18 protein-coding genes are annotated in these 26,305 nt (G+C 34.9%); 15 read left to right on the forward strand and 3 right to left on the reverse strand.

Annotation, left to right across the window (positions count from 1 at the left end; translation table 11 throughout):
* Window positions 1–139 precede the first annotated feature (139 nt).
* From I5818_RS05390 to I5818_RS05400, 3 genes are all read left to right on the forward strand, one after another.
* Window positions 140–2,002, forward strand: a complete 1,863-nt coding sequence (locus I5818_RS05390) for a DUF5693 family protein (protein ID WP_078109287.1) — start codon at window positions 140–142, stop codon at window positions 2,000–2,002.
* On the forward strand, window positions 2,002–3,081 hold the full coding sequence (gene csaB / locus I5818_RS05395; RefSeq protein WP_071975101.1) for a polysaccharide pyruvyl transferase CsaB: 1,080 nt from the start codon (window positions 2,002–2,004) through the stop codon (window positions 3,079–3,081). The genes I5818_RS05390 and csaB overlap by 1 nt, the downstream gene beginning before the upstream one ends.
* A 232-nt stretch (window positions 3,082–3,313) precedes the next feature.
* A complete protein-coding gene (locus tag I5818_RS05400) occupies window positions 3,314–4,354 on the forward strand; it encodes a glycosyltransferase family 4 protein (protein WP_071975100.1) in 1,041 nt (346 codons plus the stop codon).
* A 170-nt stretch (window positions 4,355–4,524) separates the two neighbouring features.
* Here the strand turns inward: I5818_RS05400 and I5818_RS05405 are convergent, their stop codons facing one another.
* Together I5818_RS05405 and I5818_RS05410 are read right to left on the reverse strand one after the other, a co-directional pair.
* Entirely contained in the window at window positions 4,525–6,204 is a 1,680-nt protein-coding gene (locus tag I5818_RS05405) for a methyl-accepting chemotaxis protein (RefSeq protein WP_169846862.1), read from the reverse strand.
* A gap of 174 nt (window positions 6,205–6,378) precedes the next feature.
* Window positions 6,379–6,870: a competence protein ComK gene (locus I5818_RS05410; RefSeq protein ID WP_078109285.1), complete on the reverse strand. Its 492-nt coding sequence runs from the start codon at window positions 6,868–6,870 to the stop codon at window positions 6,379–6,381.
* Window positions 6,871–7,488: 618 nt separating this feature from the next.
* Here I5818_RS05410 and I5818_RS05415 point away from each other — a divergent pair.
* The 11 genes from I5818_RS05415 to ebgA all read left to right on the forward strand — a co-directional run bounded on the left by I5818_RS05415 (window position 7,489) and on the right by ebgA (window position 23,692).
* The gene (locus tag I5818_RS05415) at window positions 7,489–8,712 is read left to right on the forward strand and encodes an MFS transporter (RefSeq protein WP_071975097.1); all 1,224 of its coding nucleotides are present in this window, start codon (window positions 7,489–7,491) and stop codon (window positions 8,710–8,712) included.
* A 202-nt stretch (window positions 8,713–8,914) separates the two neighbouring features.
* Complete coding sequence (locus I5818_RS05420; RefSeq protein WP_209391864.1) at window positions 8,915–10,588, forward strand: sensor histidine kinase; 1,674 nt, start codon at window positions 8,915–8,917, stop codon at window positions 10,586–10,588.
* The gene (locus tag I5818_RS05425) at window positions 10,581–11,726 is read left to right on the forward strand and encodes a response regulator transcription factor (protein ID WP_071975096.1); all 1,146 of its coding nucleotides are present in this window, start codon (window positions 10,581–10,583) and stop codon (window positions 11,724–11,726) included. The genes I5818_RS05420 and I5818_RS05425 overlap by 8 nt, the downstream gene beginning before the upstream one ends.
* Before the next feature lie 120 nt (window positions 11,727–11,846).
* Complete coding sequence (locus I5818_RS05430) at window positions 11,847–13,103, forward strand: ABC transporter substrate-binding protein (RefSeq protein ID WP_071975095.1); 1,257 nt, start codon at window positions 11,847–11,849, stop codon at window positions 13,101–13,103.
* Between the two features lie 82 nt (window positions 13,104–13,185).
* The gene (locus I5818_RS05435; RefSeq protein ID WP_071975094.1) at window positions 13,186–14,130 is read left to right on the forward strand and encodes a carbohydrate ABC transporter permease; all 945 of its coding nucleotides are present in this window, start codon (window positions 13,186–13,188) and stop codon (window positions 14,128–14,130) included.
* 22 nt (window positions 14,131–14,152) lie between these two features.
* Window positions 14,153–14,980, forward strand: coding sequence for a carbohydrate ABC transporter permease (locus I5818_RS05440; RefSeq protein WP_078109658.1), 828 nt, complete (start codon window positions 14,153–14,155; stop codon window positions 14,978–14,980).
* A gap of 73 nt (window positions 14,981–15,053) precedes the next feature.
* Window positions 15,054–16,778, forward strand: a complete 1,725-nt coding sequence (locus tag I5818_RS05445; protein ID WP_071975093.1) for an amylo-alpha-1,6-glucosidase — start codon at window positions 15,054–15,056, stop codon at window positions 16,776–16,778.
* On the forward strand, window positions 16,775–17,551 hold the full coding sequence (locus I5818_RS05450; RefSeq protein WP_071975092.1) for an SDR family NAD(P)-dependent oxidoreductase: 777 nt from the start codon (window positions 16,775–16,777) through the stop codon (window positions 17,549–17,551). The genes I5818_RS05445 and I5818_RS05450 overlap by 4 nt, the downstream gene beginning before the upstream one ends.
* A gap of 27 nt (window positions 17,552–17,578) precedes the next feature.
* Window positions 17,579–18,967 (forward strand): aminomethyl-transferring glycine dehydrogenase subunit GcvPA, encoded by a 1,389-nt coding sequence (gene gcvPA / locus I5818_RS05455; RefSeq protein WP_078109657.1) that lies wholly within the window; start codon window positions 17,579–17,581, stop codon window positions 18,965–18,967.
* Window positions 18,968–18,982: 15 nt separating this feature from the next.
* Entirely contained in the window at window positions 18,983–20,566 is a 1,584-nt protein-coding gene (gene gcvPB / locus I5818_RS05460; RefSeq protein WP_139358106.1) for an aminomethyl-transferring glycine dehydrogenase subunit GcvPB, read from the forward strand.
* Between the two features lie 39 nt (window positions 20,567–20,605).
* Entirely contained in the window at window positions 20,606–23,692 is a 3,087-nt protein-coding gene (ebgA, locus tag I5818_RS05465) for a beta-galactosidase subunit alpha (protein WP_235849576.1), read from the forward strand.
* A 132-nt stretch (window positions 23,693–23,824) separates the two neighbouring features.
* On the opposite strand, the gene I5818_RS05470 is transcribed toward ebgA, so the two are convergent.
* A complete protein-coding gene (locus I5818_RS05470; protein WP_078109654.1) occupies window positions 23,825–24,532 on the reverse strand; it encodes a DUF3298 and DUF4163 domain-containing protein in 708 nt (235 codons plus the stop codon).
* A gap of 526 nt (window positions 24,533–25,058) precedes the next feature.
* Between I5818_RS05470 and I5818_RS05475 the strand changes: the two genes are divergently transcribed.
* The gene (locus tag I5818_RS05475) at window positions 25,059–26,249 is read left to right on the forward strand and encodes a GTP-binding protein (RefSeq protein ID WP_078110738.1); all 1,191 of its coding nucleotides are present in this window, start codon (window positions 25,059–25,061) and stop codon (window positions 26,247–26,249) included.
* Window positions 26,250–26,305: the final 56 nt, after the last annotated feature.

A 26,305-nucleotide genomic window follows, 5' to 3' on the forward strand; every position in this document is an offset into this window, starting at 1 on the left:
TCTCTTTTAAGCTTAGCCACATATTGCTTTTGCAGAAGGCTTTGTTAAATGAATAAGCGCAAAATAAAAATAGCGCAAAGCTTTTACATGTGAAAAGTAACATTAACACAGTCTTACAAATAGAGAGGAAGTGAATGGGTTGAAGAAATGGTTATGGATCGTTCTTATTATCTTTCTTCTATTAAATGTTCCAGCGATTTACTCACGTTTTACAACAGAATGGGATAATAATACATACGAAATGATTGTCCCGAATGATGAAATTAAGGAACTAGTTGATAATGATCCAACATTAAAAGAAGATCATGTTTATGATGAATTAAGGAAAGCGGGACTTGAATCCGTAAGTGTTGAACCAGAAACGTTAAAGAGTTTAGAAGAAAATGGCCAATTGTCAATTATTAGTAAAGAAGCAATGGCAGAAAAAATGCTATTTGATCATATAGATGTGAATGGAAATCGTGAATTTAAAAAGAATGGGATCTTTGTTTATATCGATCCTGATTCAACATATCTTTCTAGTATTCAAAAGGTTTTTGAAGATATCAAAGAGGTTAAAGTGGATGATCGAACATTTTACTTTATCCCAGGGGATAGTAAAAAGCTTGATGATATCCCATTAGGGTTTAATGAGGATGTTATCCAAAAGCTAAAGTCACATGATTTTAAAGTGGTCCCACGTATCTCTAATGAAATAGATGAAAATAATAAATTTGTAATAGACCAAGTTACTTCAATGAAAGATGATAAGTCAAAGAGCTTTTTATTTTTAGGAGACGAAGTATTAGGGTTCCCGAATGGAAAAGCTATTGCAAATTGGTCTACGAAATTTAAAGAAAATGGATACTCAGTTTTGGGTATTGAATTTGCTGATCAAAAGGGATTTGCGAGTGTAGCACATACTTTTGATTATAATGTTATTCGACTTCATAGCATTAACTTAGATGATCAATCAAACGTGGCAAGTGTCGATCGTGTTGTACGTGCGGTTAAGGAACGAAATATACGTGCCATTTACATGCATCTAAAAACGGGTGAACCGAAGGACGTATTGAAGGATACAACGTCATTTTTAACAGATGTACATGAAAAAATGCCTGGGAAGTTTCATGCGGGGATTGCAGAGCCATTTAAACACATTAATACACCATTCTGGTCTAAGGCTGTAGCTTTATTAGCAGGTGTTTTATTTGCAACATTGGCTGCCTTTGTTGTATTCAATAAACGCTGGGCATTTGTCATCGGTGGTATTGGTTTAATTGGTGCAATTGTAGCTTTATTTACTAATAGTCATCTATTAGCCCAAGTATTTGCTTTAGTTATTGCCGTTATTACTCCGGTTTTTGCTATTGTACCGAAGAAGGAAATTCGTTCATTTAAGGATATTATTCTTTCCTATTTGCGTGCAGCGATTATCAGTTTAATCGGAATATTTATTGTCGTGTCAATCTTAAATGGCAATGAATATTTAGTCAAAATCCAGATGTTTAGAGGGGTTAAACTACTATATATTTTACCTATCCTATTTATGGTTGTTTACGCATTGTGGGGAAATATCAAAAAATTACTAGTAACGAATATTCGTTATTGGCATGTGGCTGTTTTAATTGTCTTAGCAGGTGTCGCATATTATTATTTAAGTCGTACAGGAAATGAAGGTTCAGTTAGTTCTATTGAGCTGAAAATTAGACAATTAATTGAGGAAACATTATATGTTCGACCAAGAACGAAAGAATTTTTAATTGGTTTTCCAATCTATCTATTAGGTCTGCATATCATGAGATTGAATAAAAAAGTCGGTTTGTTTTTCCTTATTCCTGGTGTAATTGGGTTTTTATCATTAGTTAATACCTTTACACATTTGCACATACCATTGTATGTCTCCCTTTTAAGAAGTGCTTATAGTTTAGTATTAGGATTTATTGTAGGGGTTATTTTCATAGTTGTATTCTCATTTATTTATAAATATATTAGGACGGTTTTTAAATTGAGGTGGAAGTAATGCAAGTGGTTATTTCAGGCTATTACGGGTTTAATAATGTAGGGGATGAAGCCATTTTATTTTCTATTATCCAGGCGCTTAGGCTTCAAGACCCATCGATAAAAATAACTGTGTTATCTAATAACCCTGATTCCACAGCGAAGTTATACGATGTTGAGGCTGTCAACAGATGGAAATTAAAAGAAATAATCAATGCATTAAAGTCAGCCGACGGTCTTATTAGTGGAGGTGGAAGCCTACTTCAAGATGAAACAGGCTTCAGAAGTGTACCTTACTATTCCGGGATTATGAAAATTGCACAATGGCTTCACAAACCTGTTTTTGTCTATTCACAAGGTATGGGACCATTTAATAAATCATATAGTAAATGGATAGTAAAAAGCGCGTTAAATAAAGCAAAACAAATTACAGTTCGAGACGAGGAGTCTAAAGAATTATTACGTTCCATTGGTATTAGTAAGCAAATTTCGATCGTTCCAGATCCGGTCATGGGTCTTTCAATAGGCCAAGTAAAAAACACTTGGCTTCAAGAACAATCATTTCCAGAATCATTAATTTGTGTTAGTGTCCGTGATTGGCCAACAGAAAATCACTATAAGGAAAAAATTGCCTTAGCTTTGGATCGATGTGTTGAAAATGGAGTGGGTGTATTATTTATACCGATGCATGGAAAACATGATGATCTTGCTTCACAAGAAGTAGCAGGATTAATGAAACAAGAAAGTAGTATTTATCCTTATGATGCCTCAATTGAGGAAAAAATTGATATGATTGGTAAATCAGATTTACTATTCGGTATGCGACTCCATTCCTTAATATTTGCAGCAATTACCTATACACCTTTTATAGCTCTTTCCTATGACCCAAAAATTGATGCATTTGCTTCAAGGGTGAAACAACCAGTACTAGGTCATGTGAAAGATACAGGATGGGATGATGAGACAGTATTTACCGAATTGGAACGAATGTTAGAACAGCGAAATAATGAACGAAAGAAATTGATTGAAATTGTTGAACCATTAAAGGAAGAGGCAATTCATGTTGCGAAGTCTGCAATTGAGGTCTTTCATTCGAAATAAAGCTCCATATTTGGAGCTTTTTTTACATTTATTTTAATTTTTATAATGTCTACTATTCTATTCAAATATTTTATGATATAATCCGTATGATTGGATAAGAGTAGAATTATAGACTAGAAGAAATCATTAAACTTGTAAACAAATTGGTGTATTGAAAATAAATTATTTATGTAGGATTATCCCAGTTTTTTTGAGTGGATAAATGGGTACGCTAATTTCAAGGAGGATTTAAATGCTCTACTTAACGATATTTATATGCTTTATAAGTTCGGTTTTACTAACTCCTTTAGTAAAGAAACTCGCTATAAAAATTGGCGCGACAGATAAACCAAATTATCGAAAAGTTCATCAAAAAATTATGCCACGATTAGGTGGATTAGCGATATTTATTAGTTTTATTATTGGAATGTTGATTTTAAGTCCAGAACAGAAATACACCTTACCGATCATTATCGGAAGCTTAATAATTGTAATTACTGGTGTTCTTGATGATATGAAGGAGCTTTCAGCCAAAGTAAAACTACTTGGTCAAATTATTGCAGCCCTAGTAGTTGTCCTTTGGGGAGGTCTTCATATTGATATTATCAACCTGCCTTTCGGTGGATCACTATCGCTTGGAATATTCAGTATACCGTTTACGATCATTTGGATCATCGCAATTACTAATGCGATTAACCTTATTGATGGATTAGATGGATTAGCAGCAGGTGTATCATCTATCGCACTTATTTCAATTTGTGGAATGGCAATCTTACAAGGGAATCTTGGTATTGCAATTATGGCGGCTATTGTTTTAGCAAGTACGCTCGGGTTTCTATTGTATAATTTTCATCCTGCTAAGATCTTTATGGGTGATACGGGAGCATTATTTTTAGGTTTTATTATTTCTGTATTATCATTATTAGGCTTCAAGAGTCTGACATTTATCTCTTTGATCATTCCAGTTATTATATTAGGTGTTCCGATTTCGGATACATTCTTTGCGATTATTCGCCGGATTGTTAATAAACAGCCGATTGGCGCTCCTGATAAATCACATCTGCATCACTGCTTATTAAGAATCGGTTTTTCTCACCGTCAAGTTGTACTTATTATTTATGCATTAGCTGCCATGTTTGGTTTAGCTGCATTTATTTTCACAATGGCAACAATGTGGGGATCATTTATCTTCATTGCAGTCATGCTTATTGCGATAGAACTTTTTGTAGAAAGTATCGGCTTAATCGGCAAGGATTATAAACCGTTAATAAAGTTTATAAGAAATCGATCGTAATTTTTTAAAACCTCTACATATTGTAGAGGTTTTTTTGTAATTACTATAGATAAACTCGTGTGAATCATTGTTAGGGAGCGTTTTAAAAAGGAAAAGGATAATCCAAAAAGGGGAAGGACCTTTTAGATTATCCTTTTATTCATTCATGATATTTTTCTTTAGGGAAAATTCTATATTTTGAATTTATGAATCAATGTATTAAGATCTTCTGCTAGTCCTGCTAGCTTGCCCGCATGTGTTGAAACTTCTTCTAGTGTACTGCTTGATTGTTCCGCCGCAGCTGATGTTTGCTCGATTCCTGCAGCTGCCTCCTCAGAAACGGAGGCGATATTGGATATCGCAATGTTAAGTTTTTCATTATTCTGAGCAATATCATTAATATCATTTGATATATCTTGCATTTTTTTGCCTACATATTGGATTGAATGATTAATTTTATTGAAAGTTTCGCCAGTTTGATTGACTTGTATTGCCCCTTGTTCCGCCTGTTGATAGCTTTGCATTAATGACTCTGTCACGTTTTCTGTTTCTGATTGAATATTTGTCACAATAGCGGTGATATTTGAAATTGAGACATTTACTTGTTCAGCTAAATTTTTAACTTCATTCGCAACGACAGCAAACCCTTTACCATGTTCACCTGCGCGGGCAGCTTCAATTGAAGCGTTTAAGGCTAATAAATTAGTTTGGTCTGATATTTCTTTAATCACTAAAATTAATTCTGAAATGCTTTGTGTATGTTCCTTTAATACAGTAACTTTATTCACTGATTCTTTGACCGTAGCGTTTATTAACTGAATTTTTTCCACAGAAGAGTTCATTGCCTGATTTCCTTCCTCTGTGAGCGAAAGTACTTTCTGAGAAGTCTCTGATACATACATTCCATTTTCTTTGGCTAAATTTATTTTTTGCGATAGAGTATGCATAGATTCGGAAAGTTCAGAAGCAGAACCGGCTTGTACTTCTGCACCTGCAGATAATTCCTGCATGGTTGAAACAATTTGTTTACTACCTTCTACGACTTCATTTGATGCTTGAGTTAATTCTTCACTTTGCTGTGAAACAGTTTTTGATGCAGTTGAAATTTCTGTGACAAACTGCCGCAGCTGTTCATTCATCTCATTGACGCTCTTGGTTAATTGTGCCACTTCATCCTTTGCTTTTGTTTTAATGTCAGGACTAGTTAAATCACCAGCAGTAATTAGCTTCATTCGTTTTGCCACTTTTAGTATTGGTTTTGTAATAGAGCTTGAAATAACTAAAGATATAATGATAGACAGAATAATGATGATAATTAATACGACCATACTTAAATTTAAAGAGTTCTTTCCTGAATCAATGGCAATATTCCCATTTTTTAGAATGGCATTTTCCTGATTGGAAGATAACTGTAGAAATCCCGATATGATTAAGTTTCCTTCAGGAGTAATTTTATTTTTAAAATTCTCTAATGCTTTTTCCTTGTCTCCAGAGTCATATACTTTAAACACTTCATCTTCAATGGATTTCTGCCAACTAACGCTTCTATTGATTAGTTCTTTTTCTTCCTTTGAGTTGGTCAACTTAAGAATTTCATTTTGAAAATCTTTACTAAGTTCCGTATACTGATCGAACTCCACTTTATAATTTACATCGTCAAATAAAATATATCCTCTAGCAGCTGAAATTCTTTGGGAGATATTATATTTTAGATTATTATTAGCGGTTAGAAGTGGAAGTTGTTTAGAAATAATCTTATCGGTTTTTTTATTATTTTCCATTATAGAAATATAGTTGAACATACCTAAAATTACACAAAGGGCCACAATAATACTAAAACCACCAATAATTTTTCCCTTTAAGCTACGCATATGTACTCCTCCTAGATGCATATTAATTTAAAAAATTAAAAATATACCAAAATAATAGTACCATAGACATGTCAAACATCATAGGAAAAAGGTTGTGGGTGAGTAAAAAAATGGGTTAAAGGGTTCTTGGAGTATCATTTGCCTTCATTAGTAGTTGATATAGGTATTTTTAGGTTAGTTTTTTCTATACAATATGTGAATAAAGCTTTTTTGCAATAAGGAACGAAAATGAGTGGTACACTTTTTGGCACGATCTATTTGTTCTATCAGGATGCGCATTTGACAGTTCAGGTCCATTTCTAGTTCATTATCAAAAATAATAACTGGGCGCCCCATTTTCATTGCATATACATCAATATGTTCCGGGAAAATCCATTGGCAGTGATATTCTTGGGGAGAAGTGGTTGGAAATGCATAAATCGATTCAATTGGACAAATAACTAACGGAGTTTTTTTATAAAAGGATAATGTCTTTTTAACAATGTTTATTCGCCAGTGATAATTAGAATCTCTAATATCGCAGGCATTTATAAGTAACTCGAGGGGAGAATTGGTACTTAAAATGATTCCACTTTCATCATAAACCTTAGTAAGGAATCCCCCTTTATCTATAGGTTCAAGTGCCATAGTGGAGCTAGAGATAGTATAATCAACTTCTTTAATCACCTATAAATCCCTCCTTGGTAAAATTAATAGTTCTATTATACTAGTAATTTCCATGAAAATCCATATATTTATTAGAATTTTCACACTCTTGTATATGGGTTTATGATTGATAAAATAATTTATTATTTAAAAAAATTATTTATCTGCTATTGAAAAATAGAAAATAATCAGTTAAACTGTTTACACTAATAAAAAAGGAGTGAACCAAAGGGCGATGAATAACTAATCCTATTTTTTGAAAACATTCGTTAATATTACGATGCATTTTTTGATAATGGGATTAGTCTATGCTTTTAACTAAAAAAGAATTGTACAGTTTATCAGATCGTTTGATCTGTACAAATGTCCTTTTATGGTTCTAGACGGCCTCTTATCGCAAAAAATGCAGATAAGGGGTTTTTTACTGTGCTCTATTAGTACAAATCCTAATGGCGTATGAGTTTGTTTATGAAAGGAGTCTTTATGAATTTCAAATAGTCAATACTGTTTTCGTATATGAAGTTGCTTGATGGTCTTGGACCATTAACTATGAGATAAGATTTTTATAAATGGCAACAATAACTTGATAAAAGAGCCATTATCAAAAAGGGAAAAATGAAATAAGAAAAGGAGAATCCTATGGGACAATTATTAAAAAATAGATTTGTTCGTGCGATATTTGTATCAGCGTTATTTTTACAGGTTGGAATTTGGGTTAGAAACTTTGCAGTTCTTTTATTCGTTATGGAGAAAACTAATGGGAATGCATTAGCTGTTTCAATGATCTCAGTTGCAGAATTTGCACCGATTTTTATTTTCTCATTTATTGGAGGAACATTTGCAGATCGTTGGAAGCCGAAAAAAACTATGATTTGGTGTGATTTTTTAAGTGCTGTGTCCATCTTTGCAGTGATTCTTGCACTAGTATTTGGTACTTGGAAGGCAGTATTCTTTGCTACACTCATCTCAGCCATCCTTTCACAATTTTCACAACCATCAGGGATGAAACTCTTTAAGATGCATCTGCAAGAGGAATTGATTCAATCAGCTATGTCCATCTATCAAACCATTTTTGCTATTTTTATGATCTTAGGTCCAGTTCTAGGAACCTTTGTCTTCCAACAGTTTGGGATTGATATTTCAATAATGATTACGGGTATTGCTTTTCTACTATCTGCTGCTGCCCTAACACTAATACCAGCAGACCATTCTATGGAGAAGGGAGAAAAAACAACTACTCTTTGGGAAGAAATGAAGAGTGGAATTCGGTATGTACTAGCTAAGAGAGAATTAAAGCTGTTAGGCATTTGTTTTATGGCAGCTGGCTTAGGAATTGGTTTAATTCAACCACTGAATATTTTTCTTGTTACTGAGCGATTAAGCTTGCCAAAAGAAAATCTTCAATGGCTTCTCATGGTAAACGGTGTCGGGATGATATTAGGTGGGGTCTTTTCAATGATATTTTCAAAAACAACGCCTCCCCAAAGACTATTGATGATGGGGATGTTAGCTAATGCGATTGGTATGAGCATTATTGGGGCATCCACTCTACTTTGGGTAACATTAATTGTAGAATTTATGTGTGGCTTCTTCATGCCGAGTATACAGATTGGGATTAATACGATGATTTTACAAAATACAGATTCCGACTATATCGGAAGGGTAAATGGTACACTGAGCCCTTTATTCACGGGATCAATGGTAGTAACAATGAGTATGGCTGGATACCTTAAGGATCAATGGACAATCGTTACAATGTTCGAACTTTCAGCTGCACTATTTATTATCGGAGTGCTGTTTATCTTGCCACTTTACAACAAAGCAGTACCGAAAAAAATGGAAATATCTAAGGATAGTGTATAAGAGTTTGTCATTTCTATTATTTTAAAAGACATGGAAATAATATAGCTTCTGAATAAATAATAAGAGTTTCTCTTTGGCCGCATATAGGTTATTGAGAAACTCTTTTTTTATAGCGCTCATTTTTAAAATATTATATCTTTTTTTAATTTTAGGAATAAGGTATTGTTTTTATAAGGTTTTCTTAAGGAGGAAAAAGACATAAGTGTTTATAAATAGGCTTAGCACACAGAAAAAATTATTTATTATGTTTTTAATTGTTGCACTGGTTCCTTTACTAACACTAGGAATTATTTCATATTTACAGTCCTCTAAAGTTGTTAATGGAAAATTAGCAAATTATAACCACTTTGCAGGGGAGAAAATTAAAACTCAATTAGATCAAATTTTAGTTGATATGTATTATGGATCATCTGCTATTCAACAATACTTAGCGGATAGTACAGCAGTAAATTTGAGACATCAGGAACCAAAAACGTACTCAGATTTTAAGGAGATGAATAATTTAGAGAGACTGTTGCAGGCACATAAAAAATCGAATATTCGTGGGATATACGTAATCACTTCATCAGGGTATTTTTATGGGGGCTATGATTTTAAATTCGATTTATTTAAGAAACAGGAAATATGGAAGCGTAGTGTTTGGAGTGGAAATCCTAGTATTGGGATCTATCAGCCTACACATTACAAGGATAATAATCCAAAACATGTATTGGGATTAATTGTGCCATTAAAATACTCATATGGAGTATTAAACAATGGATATCTTTTAATAGAAACCGATGTGGATGATTTATTTGAATTAATGAAGGTACTTGAAAAAGATCTCCATTCAAGAATTGAAATTAAAAATGAATTGGGACAATCACTTTACCACTCTACTTCTAAAGAAGCAGCTAGGAAAGATGATATTATTTGGAAAGAACAGACAAACATTAATAATTGGAATGTTGAAATTCGGGTTCCAAGAGATAAATTTTATCAATCGTCACGAGTGATTTTTAAAATTGTTTTAATAGGAATTGGGATCTCATTTCTACTGGCGTCAATGCTATCCTTTATTTTTTCCAATCAGTTTACAAAGAAAATCTTAAATTTAAAGTTTGCAATTGATGAAGTAAGTAAAGGAATTTTCGATACAAAACTCTCTATTCATACAAAAGATGAGATAGGTAAACTTAGTTTTCACTTTAATCGAATGGTTGATAAGATAAAACAATTAATGGAAGAAATTAAACAAAAAGAATTGATGAAACGTGAAGCTGAAATGAAGGCGATCCATTATCAAATTAACCCTCATCTTCTATTTAATACGTTAAACACCATTCAGTGGAAGGCACGCTTAGATGGAAATAAGGAAATTGGACAAATGCTATTACATTTGTCAAAAGTTCTTGAAGGTAATTTAAATTTTTCTATTGAACTTATTTCAATAAAGGAAGAGTTGGAGGCAATTGAGCATTTTTTAGTTATTCAGAGACTTAGATATGGCGATCATTTTAATTTTCACTTAGTAATGGATGAGAAACTTAGTAATGGGTTAATTCCGAGAATGACATTGCAACCTATGCTTGAAAATATATTTTTCCATGCTTTTGAGGATGGAGAAGGAATCATTGAACTAGAGATTCTTGAGAGTGGTGAATATTTCCGGTTGTCTTTAAAGGACAATGGGAAAGGAATGTCACAGGATAAGTTGAATACTTTATTTACACGGCCAGAGGATAATGTACGTGGTGGTATTGGTTTATATAATGTAAAACAAAAATTCCAAATCTACTTTGGAAAGGATTTCTTAATTAGAGCGGATTCAGTGCTCACTCAAGGAACATTTATTACTATATCTTGGCCAAAAAGGTGGAGAGATACTCGTGGATAAGTCACTTATTAAAGTATTAATTGTAGACGATGATACAATCGTACGACGAGGTTTAAGGGCAACGATTAATTGGAGCCACTACGGGATGAAGGTAATTTCAGAAGCTCCAAATGGAAAACGTGGATGGGAGGAGTTTTTAAAATATCATCCAGATATTGTTATAACGGATATTGTGATGCCTGAAGAAAATGGTCTTGATTTTGCACGAAGAATTAAGGCATACTCACCACGTACGAAAATCCTTTTATTGAGTTGTCATAAAGATTTTGAATATGCACAGGAAGGATTAAAACTTGGGGCATCAGGCTATATATTAAAAACAGTATTCGAGGATTCGGAATTAGACCATTTTCTTACTTCCTTTCAACAGGAATTATCCCAATCTACGAAAGAAGTTTTAGCATCAGATATACAAGAATCCTTTAATTTTTGGATTAGGGATGATCAAAGTGATTTTGATCATCAATTGGAGATGTTCTTCAAGAATGACTGGAGTTGGATGAATCAACCTTTCTATGTCTATCTAATATATAAGTCCACTGCTTCATTATTGAAGTCTATCCCAAGGATGGTGAATGCTGTATCCTTATCAGTTAATGATAGTTATACTTTCATTTTTATAGAACAAGCTTTCCACCAAACTTTTTTAGGTAATCTGATTGAATTGAAAGCGAGACAAAAAGATCTGGATTGGATATATGAGGGTCCATTATCTGGGATGCAGGAGTGGATGAAAGTGGTAAGAGCTTTTCACCATGCACAAAAAGAAGGATTATTATTTGAATGCCCAAATGTTATTATAATGGCGATTGATTATATTGTTAGAAACTTATCAAATCCTATGAGCGTTTCAGATATTGCTAAAGAAGTGAAAATGAGTAGGAGTCATTTAAGTACATCGTTTAAGAGAGCAACAGGTGAAAGTATTCACTCATATATAGAGAAAAAACGTCTTCAATGGGCAAAGCAGCTTTTAAATGAATCGAAATTAACCATCCAAGAAATTGGTGAACTTATTGGAATTATGGATGCTAAATATTTTAGTAAGTGGTTCAAACGGTGTACAGGTTTTCCTCCTTCCAATTATCGTATCCAACAAAAAGACGATATAGGGCAAACAAATTGGCAAGCTAAATGAAAAAACAATTAAAAAGTACAATGAGTATCAAACAAATAGAAGTGTTTAACCGCTTTCATTCAATATAAAATGAAAGCGGTTATATTTTTAATAGTTAAAAAATTAGAAAAGAGGGGTCCTATGAAGAAAAAGAGAATATGGTTCTCGTTGTTAGTAGCAGTGTTTGTTCTTGTTATGTCTGCTTGTAGTTCAAACAATTCTTCTGGAGATGGGAAAAAGGATGGGAAAACAATTTTACGTTTTGCTACTTGGGATACTGGTGATACGTTAAAAATTCAGCAGGATATAGCCAAGGAATTTGAAAAAGAAAATAAAGATGTAAAGGTGCAAGTAGAGGCATATGGAGATGGTTTTGATCAAAAGATTGCTGCCTCATTTGGAGCAAAAAATCCTCCTGATGTGATGTATATGTGGGATTTTACAACTTATCATCAGTCACTTGAACCTTTAGACTCATACGTGGAGAAGGACCCAGATATTAAAATGGATGATTTTTATGAGGGATTATTTAACTATTCGAAGGTAGATAAGAAGCTATATGGAATGCCTGCAGGTTTTTCTACTATGGTTGTTTATTATAATAAGAAACTTTTTGACCAATATAATATTCCGTATCCACAAGAGGGCTGGACATGGGACGAGTTTTTAGAAAGTGCAAAAAAATTAACAGATAAGAGTAAGAAGCAGTACGGATTTTCAGTTACCTCAGAACCGGATACTTATGATTTACAAAGCTTAGTATGGAGTAATGGCGGTAGTTTCATTAGTGATGATGGAAAGCAAATTGACGGGGTGATGAATAGCCCTGAAACAATTGAGGCAATCCAATTGTATGGTGACATGGTAAAAGACGGTATTGCAGTATTAACTGGAGGGAAAAATCAGCAAAGTGCAAGTGATATTTTCAAATCAGGCAAACTTGGAATGCTTATTAGTGGAATTTGGCCAATTCAAGGCTATAAAGATGCAAAAGTTGATTTCGGTACTGTGATGATGCCTTCCTTTGGGTCAAAACCAGTTAAAGGATTAATCTCATCCTCTTCTATATCCATTGCGAAGGATTCAAAGCAAAAAGAACTGGCTTGGAAGTTTGTGAAATTTTACTCCTCTGAAAAAGCGATAAAAATGAGAACAGCAGATCTACCTGTAAGAAAAAGTGTAGTAGCAGAGACAAAAGTAATGGAAGATGCGCTATACAAGCCATTTTATACAATGCTTGAAAACGCTACTAATACACCTGCATTTTTATTAAATAAAAATTGGAATGAAGTAAATCGTAATTTATCGGCTGCCATAAATGCTGTTATGCTCGGTCAAAATGGAAAGCCATTATTTGATAAGGCGGTAAAAGATTCAGAAAAATACTTATCTAAGTAAATTAAACGATGAGGGAGCAAATCTATTAATAAGTCCAAAATTAGTAGAAAGCTCCTTTCAGGATTAGTAGGAGAGGGTAATTATGAGAGTCGATTTGAGTGTCACTACCGGACAAACAACGATTCAGACGAAGAAGAAAAAACAATGGAGAAAAATTACTCCTTATTTATTTGTTTCACCTTGGATTATTGGATTTTTAATTTTTACATTAGGCCCATTGCTTTTTTCATTTGTAATTAGCTTTTTTGATTGGCCGATTGTCGGTGAGAAGAAATTTGTTGGACTATCCAATTACATGACAATGTTTACCGATGATCCACTGTTTTGGCACTCTTTATGGGTTACTGTGAAGTTTGCTCTCTTCTTTGTTCCATTAAATATTATATTAGCACTGTTGTTAGCCATTTTATTAAATCAAAGGGTAAAAGGAAGCTCTCTATTCCGAACATTTTTCTATGTTCCTTCTGTAATATCTGGTGTCGCTTTAGCGATGATTTGGGGATCCGTTTATGATGGAGAATATGGCATTCTTAATTATTTATTATCTTTAATTGGGATTGATGGACCTAACTGGTTGAATGATACAACTTGGGCATTGGTGGCAATGGTTGTCGCAAGTTTATGGGGACAGGGGACCATGATGCTGATTTTTCTAGCAGGCTTAAAAAATATACCCCAAGAATTATATGAAGCAGCAGAAATTGATGGTGCAGGAAAGATTTATCAATTCTTTAAAATTACATTGCCACTACTGTCACCAACTATTCTGTTTAATTTAATTATGACGATTATCGGTGCATTTCAGCAACTAACTTTAGCACTTGTCTTAACAGGTGGAGGTCCACTTCAATCAACCTATTTTTATGCGATGTATGTTTATGAGAATGCATTTAAATATTTTAAAATGGGCTATTCATCAGCCAATGCATGGATTATGTTCATCATTGTTCTTTCATTAACCTTAGTTGTTTTTAAATCCTCTAGTATGTGGGTGTATTACGAAAATGAAGTAAAAAACGATAAATAGAACTTAAAAAGGGGGTGCCTAGATGAAAGCACAAAGAAGAGTGCAAAAGGGATTCGTCTATGGAATGCTTATTCTATTATCCATCCTATTCCTTGCACCATTTTTTTGGATGATTTCGACAGCGCTTAAATCACCAGAGGAGCTATATCAATTTCCACCAAAGCTTTTACCATCAACCTGGCATTTTGAAAACTTTTCGAAGGCGTGGAACAGTCAACCGTTTAATCACTTTTTAGTGAACAGTTTAATTGTAACCGTTATGACTACAATAGGACAAATCGTTTCATCTACATTAGTTGCCTATGGGTTTGCACGTTTCAAATTTAAAGGTAGAGATGTTTTATTTATTATTCTTTTAGCTACGATGATGATTCCATGGGATGTTACGATGATTCCACAATATATGGAGTTTAATTTATTCGGTTGGATTAATACGTTAAAAGCACTAATTGTTCCATCCTGGTTTGGTTCAGCCTTTTACATTTTCTTGCTCCGACAGTTTATTATGTCTATTCCAAAAGAACTTGATGAAGCGGCAAGAATGGATGGAGCAAATTCTTTCCAAATATATTATAAAATTTATTTGCCGCTAGTTTGGCCAGTCATTGTATTGATTGCTGTATTTAATATTTTAGGGAGCTGGAATGATTATTTAGGCCCATTAATTTTCTTAAATGATCAGAGTAAATATACACTAACCTTGGGGTTAGCTCAGTTTAAAGGTGTTCACGATGTTGATACAAACGGAATCATGGCTGTCACGTTCTTAATTAGTATCGTACCACTCATCCTATTCTTCTTGGCACAGAAGAAAATTGTTGAAGGTGTACAGTCAACAGGACTGAAATAATGATAAAAAATGGATGGATTTTCAGTTCATCCATTTTGTTTTAACGCTTTAGAAAAAGATAAGGAGGGTAAGTATGAAGGTTGCAAACATGAAAATTCCGTTCAGCTATTATGGTTCCTATTTAGTTATCTCTCCAATCCACAGAAAAGGATCTGATCAAACCAAATTGTTTATCCGACATATTCGCGGAGGAGATGAACGAGATAGTTCACTTTTTGCCATTGAGATGTTACGTGGTGAAGAAAGCATTCATTACGATGTTGAGATGGAGCCCCATTTACTTTCGCTAATTGCGACAGATGGTAGCGGTGATTCAATTAAATGCTGTTTTAGCTCTGATTCTACGATTCGAATAAAAGGGAATCGCGTGGGACTAAAGCTTTCTGCTATAACAGGTGCTTATGATTATGCCGTGCGTTTTCCAGATACAACCTGGGAGATGAATAGTTTTATTCAAAAACGAAGATTTCGACTTATTCCTTTGGAAGGTTCACTGCTAGTGGATGCTCCGTTTGAGGTAGATAAGAGTAAGCATATTTTCGCCTATTGTAAGCCAGATGTGATGACCGAGGAATTTGATCTAGCGATTACTGAATATAATCTCGTTTTTGAAAAGGAATCCAACTTATCTCTTTCATTTAAAGAAAATGTTCTTCGTGCTGAAAAGGAATTTAAGCACTGGAAAGAGGGGATGTTAAAGATCCCTGATGTGTACAACAATGGATTTGACATGGCATCCTATATTACTTGGTCATGTGTAGTGAAACCGGATGGATTATTAAAGAGACCTGCCATGTATATGTCTAAAAACTGGATGACAAATATTTGGAGTTGGGATCATTGCTTTAATGCGATGGCACTTATTGAAAATAAGCCTGAACTTGCATGGGATCAGTTTTGTATTTTCTTCGATCAACAAGATCGTTCCGGCGCATTACCAGATTTCTTAAATGATCAAGGGGCATTGTGGAATTGCTGTAAACCACCTATTCATGGCTGGGCATTGAAGTGGATGATGGAAAAAACAACGTTTATTGACAATGAAAGATTAGTAGAGGTATATGAGCCATTAAAACGGTGGACCAATTGGTGGTTTTACCATCGTGACGATGATCAAGATGGAGTTTGTCAATATAATCATGGGAATGATAGCGGTTGGGATAATAGCACGGTTTTTGCAAAAGGAATTCCAGTCGAAACTCCAGATTTATCGGCGTTTTTAATTATACAAATGGATGTATTACAAAAAATTGCAAAACAATTAGGAAAAGCAAAAGAAGCGTTGGAATGGAAACAGCGAGCGGATGCCACTTTTTCCGCCATGATGGAGCATTTTTGGACAGAAAATGGATTTAGAGCCTGTTTATCTACCACTCATGAGACGATTAAATCTGATAGTCTCTTACTCTATATCCCTCTCATTTTAGGTGAGCGATTAACTAGTGAGCAAAGAAATATATTATTAACCAATTTATTAACGAAAAACAAGTTTAAGACAGAGCATGGTTTTGCAACGGAAAGTGTAACTAGTGATTATTATCGAGATGATGGTTATTGGCGAGGACCAATTTGGGCTCCTTCCACTATGCTCTTAATAGATGGATTATTAGCATGTGGAGAAGGAGATTTGGCAATCAAAATTGCAGAAGCGTTTTGTCAGATGGCAAATCAATCAGGTATGGCAGAAAATTTTAACGCGATGACTGGGGAAGGGCTGCGTGATCCTGCATTTACTTGGACCTCAAGTGTGTTTTTGATTGCGGGCAGTTTAATTAATAAGGAGTGTGTAACCAAGTGAATCGAGACTATTTTCAATTGAAAAATAAAGTATGTGTGATTACTGGAGCTGCATCGGGGATAGGGTTAGCAACAGCCCAATTATTAGCGGAGGTCGGCAGCAAGGTTGTATTGTTAGACATTAATGAAACAAATGGAAAAGAGGTGGAAGCGGATCTAAATAATCAAGGACGTTCAGCTCGATTTATTAAATGTGATGTAACAAAATCTGCAGATTGTCAACATGTTCAAGAACTGCTAGAGAAAGAGTATGGAAGTGTAGACGTACTATTTAATAATGCAGGAATTATTCGAAGAAAGAGTGTAGTGGAACTGGAGGAAAATGATTGGGATTTAGTTATCGATGTATCTTTAAAGGGTGTATATCTTCTATCTAAATATTTAATCCCTCTGATGGCTGCTGCTGGCGGTGGAAGTATTATTAATACTGGATCGGGATGGGGATTGAAAGGAGGAGATCAGGCGGCGGCGTATTGTGCGGCAAAAGCGGGTGTTGTTAATTTAACGAAAGCAATGGCGATTGACCATGGGCCACAAAATATTCGTGTGAATTGTATTTGCCCTGGTGATACAGATACACCATTACTTAGGGATGAAGCAAAGCAGCTAAATCTAAATGAAGATATATTTTTAATTTCGTCAGGTGCAGATCGTCCATTAGCGAGAATTGGTAAACCACAGGATATAGCCAACGGGGTATTATTTCTTGCTAGTGAACTTGCCTCATGGGTAACAGGAACAGAGCTAGTTGTTGATGGCGGTGGTTTAGCTTAAGTAACTATTTTAAGGAGGGAATTAGCGATGTCACAAAAAATACACCCATATATTCCAAATATGGTCCCAGAAATTCAGGAAGAGATGCTTAATGAGATAGGGGTCCAATCCGTTATGGAGTTATATAATTGTATTCCAAAAGAGCTTCAATTTCAGGGAAATATGGACCTGCCCAAGCCTTTAACGGAATATGAGCTTAGGAGATATATCGAAGCAATACTTCAAAAGAATATAAACACTAAGGAATATGTAAGCTTCTTAGGTGCAGGATGCTGGCAGCATTTTATCCCAGCTGTTTGCGATGAAATTAACCAACGTTCAGAGTTTTTGACTGCTTATGCTGGCGAACCATATGAGGATCATGGGCGCTTCCAGGCACTTTTTGAGTATCAAAGTTTATTAGCAGAATTAGTTGATATGGATGTGGTCAATGTACCCACCTTCGATTGGGGGCAAGCAGCGGCTACTTCAATTAGAATGGCTGCTAGGATAACTAAGAGGAAGAAAGTACTTCTTGCCAAAACTGTTGCTCCTGAACGAACAAAGATTATAACGAATTATGGCTCTCCTGATTTAGAATTTGAATTTATTGATTTTCAATTAGAATCTGGATTAATGAATCTTGAAGACTTAATAGTTAAATTATCTGAAGATGTTGCTGCCCTATATTTTGAAAATCCATCCTATCTGGGATTTATTGAGTCACAAGGGGAGACGATAGCAAAATTATTAAAGGAAAAAGGAGTCCTAATGATTGTAGGGGTTGATCCAATCTCACTTGGAATATTAGCTCCACCAAGTCATTATGGTGCAGATATCGTTTGTGGTGATTTACAACCACTTGGTATGCATATGAATTTTAGCGGCGGGCAAGCAGGATTTATTACCACCCGTGATGAGGTTGAGTTTGTTCAGGAGTATCCATCTCGTTTATTCGGGATAATTCCTACTATTCAAAAAGGAGAGTATGGATTTGGTGACGTGGCCTATGACCGCACCTCCTTTGCATTACGTGAAAAGGGAAAAGAATCTGTTGGAACTCAAACAGCATTATGGGGAATAACAGCAGGCGTTTACTTAGCTTTAATGGGACCAGATGGGATGTCTGATGTAGGTCAAGCGATTAGACAAAATAGTCAATATGCTGTTAAACAGCTTGCAAATATAAAAGGCATAAAAGGATCACGTTTCCGATCCCCATTTTTTAAAGAATTTATAGTTGATTTTAATGAAACGGATATGACAGTAAAAGACATCAATCAAAAGCTTCTTCAATATAAAATCTTTGGGGGAAAAGATTTATCTATTGAATTTCCAGAGCTGGGTCAATGTGCTTTGTATTGTGTTACAGAGATTCACACAAAAGAGGATATTGATCGTCTAATTGATTCATTAACTGAAATCATTCAGAAATAGGGAGGAGCGAATGTGATGGAAATAAAGAAAAGGAATTTCAAGCATAATGTTGATTTTCATCAAGCGAAATGGAACGAACCGATTATTTTTGAATTACATCAAAAAGGAGAAAAGGGTGTTGAGGTTCCACCAGTGGATGAAGAAATCACTCAATTGGTTGGTGATGGAATATCCGATCTTCCTTTAGAGATGAAAAGAAAGAGTAAGGCTGCCCTTCCTGAAATAGGTCAAGCACGTGTTTTACGTCATTATCTTCGTCTGTCCCAAGAAACACTTGGCTCGGATTTTAATGTAGAAATTGGTCAAGGAACCTGTACGATGAAGTATATTCCAAAAATTAACGAGTTTCTTGTACGTGATCCTAAATTGACTGAACTTCACCCCTTGCAGGATGAATCGACTGTTCAGGGGATACTCGAAATTTTTTATAAGTTGGATTTATGTATGCGTGAAATTTCCGGAATGGATTGCTTTACTTTCCAGCCAAGTGGCGGTACACAAGCATTATATACAATGGCATCAATCGTAAGGAAGTATCACGAGGTACGAGGAGAAGGCGATCAACGTGATGAAATTATTACAACGATTTTTTCTCATCCTTCTCAAGCTGCAACAGCTGCTGTTAAGGGGTACAAAATTATAACCCTACATCCAGATGAAGACGGATTTCCAGATATAGAAAAATTAAAGGCAGTGGTTTCCGAGCGGACAGCTGGATTTGTTGTAGCAAATCCAGAGGATACAGGAATATTTAATGGGAAAATTAATGAATTTACAAAAGTTGTTCATGATGTAGGTGGGCTTTGCTATTATGATCAAGCTAATGCAAATGGGTTATTAGGCATTACACGTGCGAAAGAAGCAGGCTTTGACATGTGTTTCTTTAATCTTCATAAAACATTTGCAGCTCCTCACATGTGTGGTGGGCCAGCAACTGGGGCACTTGGAGTAATAGAAGATTTAAAGGAGTTTTTACCTACAGCAATTGTCGATTATAAAGACGATAAATATTACTTAAATGATGAATTACCGCATTCAATTGGCAAAATTCGCGCGTTTCATGGAGTAGCACAAACTGTTCTCCGTGCCTATGCATGGATTAGGGCATTAGGAGCAGATGGTTTAAAGGAAGTAGCAAAAACAGCAGTTCTAAACAATAATTATATGTATAGCAAGGTTCGAAAAATTAAAGGAGCAAGTGCTCCCTATATAAAAGGAAGCCGCTTAGAACAAGTTCGTTATAGCTGGGAAGGGCTAACAAAGGATACAGGGGTGACAACTGAGGATATACAAAGAAGAATGACTGATTTTGGATTACACTACTGGACGAGTCATCATCCATATATAGTGAAACAGCCTTTTACATTGGAGCCTACAGAATCATATTCGAAACAAGATTTAGATGAATATATTTCTGCGCTTGAACAAATTTCAAAAGAAGCTTATGAGAATCCAATGATTGTAAAAGAGGCTCCACAACAGAGTACTATTCACCAGCTAGATGAGCAGGATTTTCTTGATCATCCAGAGAAATGGTGTATTACTTGGAGAGCATATCAGAAGAAGGTTATTCATAAACAAAAAAGCATGAGTAAGTAAAAAAGTAAGATGAACCTATAAGATTGAGGTGACATGATAGTGACACTCTTTTTGAATAACGATATACGTAATCAGCATCTATTACAAAGAAATCGCCTAAGTCCAAGAGCCCATTTTATTTCATTTTCTAATGTGAAAGATGCTTTAACCACTTATCCAGACATGGCTTCTTCGAAAAAATTATTAAATGGAAAATGGGATTTTTTTTATGCGGAGCATCCCACGATGATTCCAAAGAGTTTTTACCAAAAGGGGTATGATAGTTCGCAATGGGATAAGATTCAAGTTCCTGGCGTTTGGCAGCTTCAAGGCTATGGAAGACCGCATTATTCGGATCTATATTATCCATTTCCAGTGAATCCTCCACATGTACCTACAAAGAATCCTACAGGCTGCTATCGAAGAACCTTTTATATTCCAAAGGATTGGGATGGTCAAAATATTCATCTCCGATTTGAAGGGGTAGATAGCTCCTTTCATGTATGGGTGAATGGCCATGAAGTAGGTTATAGTCAAGGAAGCCGTTTGACCTCTGAATTTGATATTACCCCATTTATATCGGATGGCATGAATAGCATAGCTGTTCAAGTTTACCAATGGTGTGATGGGTCATACCTAGAGGATCAGGATATGTGGTGGTTTAGTGGAATTTTCCGAGATGTATATTTACTAGCTATACCTCAACAACATATCTATGATTTTTATGTAACAACAGACTTAGATGAACAATATGACAATGCCTCTTTAGATATACGGGCAACGATTAGAAATACCGGTGAACAGGAAGAAAGACTATCGTTATCATACCAGTTACTAGATAAGAATGAATGTGTAGCTGCTGGTGAATCTTCATTACAATTGGTGAAGGCGGATTCTTCCATCTCAATCAGTGTCAAACAACTTGTCACCTCACCGCGTAAATGGTCAGCAGAAGATCCTAATTTATATACTTTGCTCTTAATCTTGAAAAATAGTAATGGGAAAACAATAGAAGTGATTCCTTACCGTGTTGGATTCAGATCTATTGAAATTAAAGATGGTCTATTAAAAGTAAATGGGACGACGATTTTGTTTAAAGGTGTTAATCGTCATGATCATGATCCGGATACCGGGCGGACAGTTTCATATGAGACAATGAAAAAAGATATTATCATGATGAAGCAATTTAATATTAATGCAGTTCGTACAGCACATTATCCGAATGATCCAAGATTTTACGAATTATGTGATGAGTACGGTCTTTATGTCATTGATGAAACAGATTTAGAGACTCATGGATTTGAATTATTGGGAAATGAGAATCAGTTAAGTGATGATCCAAGCTGGGAGACAGCTTATGTGGAGAGAGTCGAGCGAATGGTAGAACGTGATAAGAATCATCCATGTATTATTATGTGGTCGCTTGGCAATGAATCGGGATTTGGTCGTAATTTTGAAGCGATGTATAAACGATGTAAAGAAATCGATCCTACTAGAATTGTTCATTACGAAGGAGACCGAGAAACAAAAGCAACGGATATTTATAGTACAATGTATTCTTCGGTCGATCGAATTCTCGATTTTGCTAAAGCCGATAATTGGAATAAACCTCATATCTTATGCGAATTTGCCCATGCGATGGGGAATGGACCTGGTGGATTAAAGGAATATTGGGATGCGATTGAACAATTTGATCGCTTGCAGGGTGGCTTTGTATGGGAATGGATCGATCATGGGTTACGCCAATTCACGCCAGAAGGAGAAATGTATTTTGCCTATGGTGGAGATTTCGGAGATGAACCAAATAATAGTAATTTTTGTTTAGATGGATTAGTAAATTCTGAAAGGGTGCCATCTCCAGGACTGTATCAATATAAAAAGATCATCGAACCAGTGAGTGTAAAAGTTGTCGATGTAAAAGAAGGGATCTTTCAATTAGAGAATCGTTATAATTTCTTATCACTCGACCATTTAGAGTGTAGTTGGAGAATCGAAGGTAATGGTGATTTCGTTGCAAGTGGAACAGTCGAATTGCCCTATATTTGTGCAAATTCAATAGGAGAGATTTGTCTTCCAATCAGCCATATCAAGAAACTAGAGAATGTAGATTATAAACTGAATCTATTGTTTTCATTAAAATTAGATACAAAATGGGCGAAAAAAGGACATGAAATTGCTTGGGCTCAAATTGATTTGCCTAATGAGAAATTGGATGAAATCAAGCAGATGCCATCCTCGTTAGAACCTATTTTTATAAATGATCATTCAAACATTTTAGTCATTCATGGTTATGAATTTGAGATACAATTCTCAAAAATTGATGGAAGAATAATTTCCTGGATTTCAAATGAACAATCAATGATGGAGAAAGGGCCAAGATTGAATTTTTGGCGTGCCATGACAGATAATGAAATGTATATGGTGAAAAAGTGGAAAGAAGCATATTTACACATGCTCGTGCACGATGTTAAGAAAATAGATTATGATCAGTTAGATGCTTCAACCATCAAAGTTCGTGTGGAAGAAATGATTTCTCCATTAGTAACTGGATGGGGAGTAGAATGTTCATACGAATACATCATCCAAGGGAATGGTTTAGTTCAATTAGCTGTCAGTGGTAAGCCATTTGGGAAACTACCTGATACGTGGCCAAAAGTTGGACTGGAAATGCAACTACCGTCTGATTTTCATCATGTAAGCTGGTATGGAAGAGGACCACTTGAAAATTACCCAGATAGTAAGGAAGCCTGTAGGATAGGGCATTATCGCAAAACAGTAGATCAATTATTTTATCCTTACGAATTTCCACAGGAAAATGGAAATAGAAGCGATGTAAAATGGGTGAGCTTCCATAATGGAAATCATCTCGGATTGTTAGCGGTTGGGGAACAAGACATGAATTTTAGTGCTCATTATTTTACTAAAGAGGATATTGATGAAGCGAAGCATCATTATCAATTAAAAAAACGTGATTTTATTACTTTAAATATAGATTATCAATTAAATGGGTTAGGCAGTAACAGTTGTGGTCCGGGCCCATTACCTAAGTATCAGCTAAATCCAGTAGAATTTCAATTTAATGTCACATTCACTCCATTTTATGGTAATGAGGAAATAGGGAAATATTTGAGTAAGCGCATAACATAAGTAGTGGGACTGTCTGAATTCAAAGTGTCAGACAGTCCCTATTTTTATTTAGGTAAAGTTTTAACATATATAAATTAGTAAAGCCTGTTCTTTTTATGGAGAAAAGAGCTACAAATTTCATAAAAACAGCTTTTATTTATAAATGTAAATAGGTATGTTTATGGAAGGCGTCCCTGCAGCATATGGGGCTATTTCATATTCTTGGAAAACAAGACCTATCCCTTCTTTTGTATAATTGAAGGAAGTATCCTTATTAATTGTAAAATCATTAGTAGTAGGATCGAAAAACAAATCTGGATGCTTTAGCATATAATCGGAAACATATTTTTTTACTTTTTGATAGGATTTTTTTGATTTTAACACATCATTTAATGTGATTTTGTAACCAGATGAAATGTTGAAATTATAGGAAGTAACGACGCTCATCCCATGAGCTCCACCCGTATATGAGTCATCATATAGTAAAATACTTAACACACCCCCAGCATTATATTTTACTTCATATCTAGTGTTTAAAGTAAAGTTACAAGAGGAAGGATTTTCTTTACAGAAATCCTCATTTTTTACTTCTTTTTCATTTTCTTTTAATTGAAGATAAGACTGATACGAATGTTCCACATGTGAGGTGAGTACAGCATTAATCTTTTTTTGTGCTGTATTATTTTTTAAACCAGATACTTGGGGATAGATTAAAAATGATTTTCCTTTATAAAGTGTGTCGGTGATTTTTACTTTTGAAGATGCGGCACTGGATTTGTTAGTGAGAGAAGATGTGAAAAAGGCCAACGGAAACATAAGCAAAAGGCTCAATACGATCTTAAACAATTTTGATTTTCCCATTCAATCAACCTCCTAAAAAGTTTATTACCTCCATATTATACAGTGAATTATTGCTTTTAAAAAGAAGGTCTGTTCTCGTATAGTTTGTTGCTTTTGTAAAAGCCCAACTACCGGCTTTTTACTCCCAATAAAGGATTCTAGCGGTTCTTATGGAGATTGTAGCTCTTTTCTCTGTAAAATGAAACGTGTAGCGATCCTCAGTTGATATTTATTTGTAATAACTTTACTTAAATAGCAACAATGTTTGAGAAAAGAGCCAAAAGAAAGGAAAATAATAAATTCTGATACTTCGACGATTTTAAAATGATAAAATGTCGAAATAAATAGTGTTGACTTAGGTAAGGGTAGTATAGTACGATTTAAATCGTAATAATTACGATTTGTGTTTTATACATATCCTTATATACTGATATACACTTTTAATTGTATACATATCTCAACGAAAATATCTGATTCACTGAGTGTTAAGGATAAAATATAAGACTTAAATCGTAATGATTACAATTTATAGTTAGGAGGTCTAGATGTGAATGATAGCAAAATACCTGTCACGGTTTTAAGCGGATACTTAGGGGCTGGAAAAACGACTATTTTAAATCATATTTTAAAAAATCGTGAAGGCTTAAAGGTCGCTGTTATTGTTAACGATATGAGCGAAATAAATGTGGATGCTGAGCTAATAAAGCAAGGTGGTGGTATACGGAGAACAGAGGAAAAGTTAGTCGAGTTATCGAATGGCTGCATTTGCTGTACATTAAGAGAGGATTTATTAATAGAAGTACAGAAACTTGCTAGCCAGGGGGATATCGATTATATCCTGATTGAATCAACTGGCATCAGTGAGCCAATCCCGGTTGCCCAGACATTTTCATATATAGATGACCAATTAGGGATCGATCTATCAAATGTTTGTAGGCTAGATACGATGGTTACAGTCGTGGATGCAAATCGTTTTTGGCATGATCTTTCTTCTGGAGAGTCATTGCTAGAGAGAAATCAAGCAATGGGGGAAGGGGATGTAAGAACAATCTCTGATTTACTTATTGATCAAATAGAATTCTGTAATGTTTTAGTCATCAATAAATGTGACCTGCTTCCAGAAGAACAATTAGACCAACTTGAATGTATATTGAGAAAACTTCAGCCCGAAGCAAGGCTGATTCGGTCAATGAATGGAGTAATCAATCCGACAGATATTTTAAATACGAACCTGTTTGACTTTGATCTTGCTAGTCAATCTCCAGGGTGGTTAAAAGAATTGGAAGTAGTTGAACATGTACCGGAAACGGAGGAATATGGAATACAATCATTCGTTTACCGTAGTCGAATCCCTTTTCATACAGAAAGGTTAAATCAATGGATCGAGGAAATGCCAGAGGAAATTATTCGGGCAAAAGGTCTAATTTGGTGTGCGACAAGAAATGATCTGGCATTATTATTATCCCAGGCTGGACCATCAGTACAACTTGAGCCTGTGGCTTACTGGGTGGCCGCATTACCGAAAGAACAACAAGACATTTATCTAAGGGACAATCAAGAATTAATGGAACAATGGGATGCAATATACGGTGATCGGAAGACAGAGCTAGTGCTAATTGGAATAGAAATGGAAAAAGAGCGAATTATTCAATCGTTAAATCAATGCTTATTAACGAAGGAAGAAATGGAAGGGGACTGGAGTTTACTTCAAGACCCATTTGAATGGTTAAGCAATTGATGATCTTTCGATCTTAAATCGTAATAATTCTTTTTTATATTAATTAAGGAGGAAAT

Origin of the sequence: Heyndrickxia oleronia (assembly GCF_017809215.1) — a bacterium.
Classification (GTDB): Bacteria; Bacillota; Bacilli; order Bacillales; family Bacillaceae_C; genus Heyndrickxia; species Heyndrickxia oleronia.

What these genes read in the sequence shown, in the direction of transcription:
- csaB (WP_071975101.1), top strand. Translation starts at nt 2,002, where the DNA reads ATGCAAGTGGTTATTTCAGGCTATTACGGGTTTAATAATGTAGGGGAT.
- I5818_RS05400 (WP_071975100.1), top strand. Translation starts at nt 3,314, where the DNA reads ATGCTCTACTTAACGATATTTATATGCTTTATAAGTTCGGTTTTACTA.
- I5818_RS05405 (WP_169846862.1), bottom strand. Translation starts at nt 6,204, where the DNA reads ATGCGTAGCTTAAAGGGAAAAATTATTGGTGGTTTTAGTATTATTGTG.
- I5818_RS05415 (WP_071975097.1), top strand. Translation starts at nt 7,489, where the DNA reads ATGGGACAATTATTAAAAAATAGATTTGTTCGTGCGATATTTGTATCA.
- I5818_RS05430 (WP_071975095.1), top strand. Translation starts at nt 11,847, where the DNA reads ATGAAGAAAAAGAGAATATGGTTCTCGTTGTTAGTAGCAGTGTTTGTT.
- I5818_RS05435 (WP_071975094.1), top strand. Translation starts at nt 13,186, where the DNA reads ATGAGAGTCGATTTGAGTGTCACTACCGGACAAACAACGATTCAGACG.
- I5818_RS05440 (WP_078109658.1), top strand. Translation starts at nt 14,153, where the DNA reads ATGAAAGCACAAAGAAGAGTGCAAAAGGGATTCGTCTATGGAATGCTT.
- I5818_RS05445 (WP_071975093.1), top strand. Translation starts at nt 15,054, where the DNA reads ATGAAGGTTGCAAACATGAAAATTCCGTTCAGCTATTATGGTTCCTAT.
- gcvPA (WP_078109657.1), top strand. Translation starts at nt 17,579, where the DNA reads ATGTCACAAAAAATACACCCATATATTCCAAATATGGTCCCAGAAATT.
- gcvPB (WP_139358106.1), top strand. Translation starts at nt 18,983, where the DNA reads ATGGAAATAAAGAAAAGGAATTTCAAGCATAATGTTGATTTTCATCAA.
- I5818_RS05470 (WP_078109654.1), bottom strand. Translation starts at nt 24,532, where the DNA reads ATGGGAAAATCAAAATTGTTTAAGATCGTATTGAGCCTTTTGCTTATG.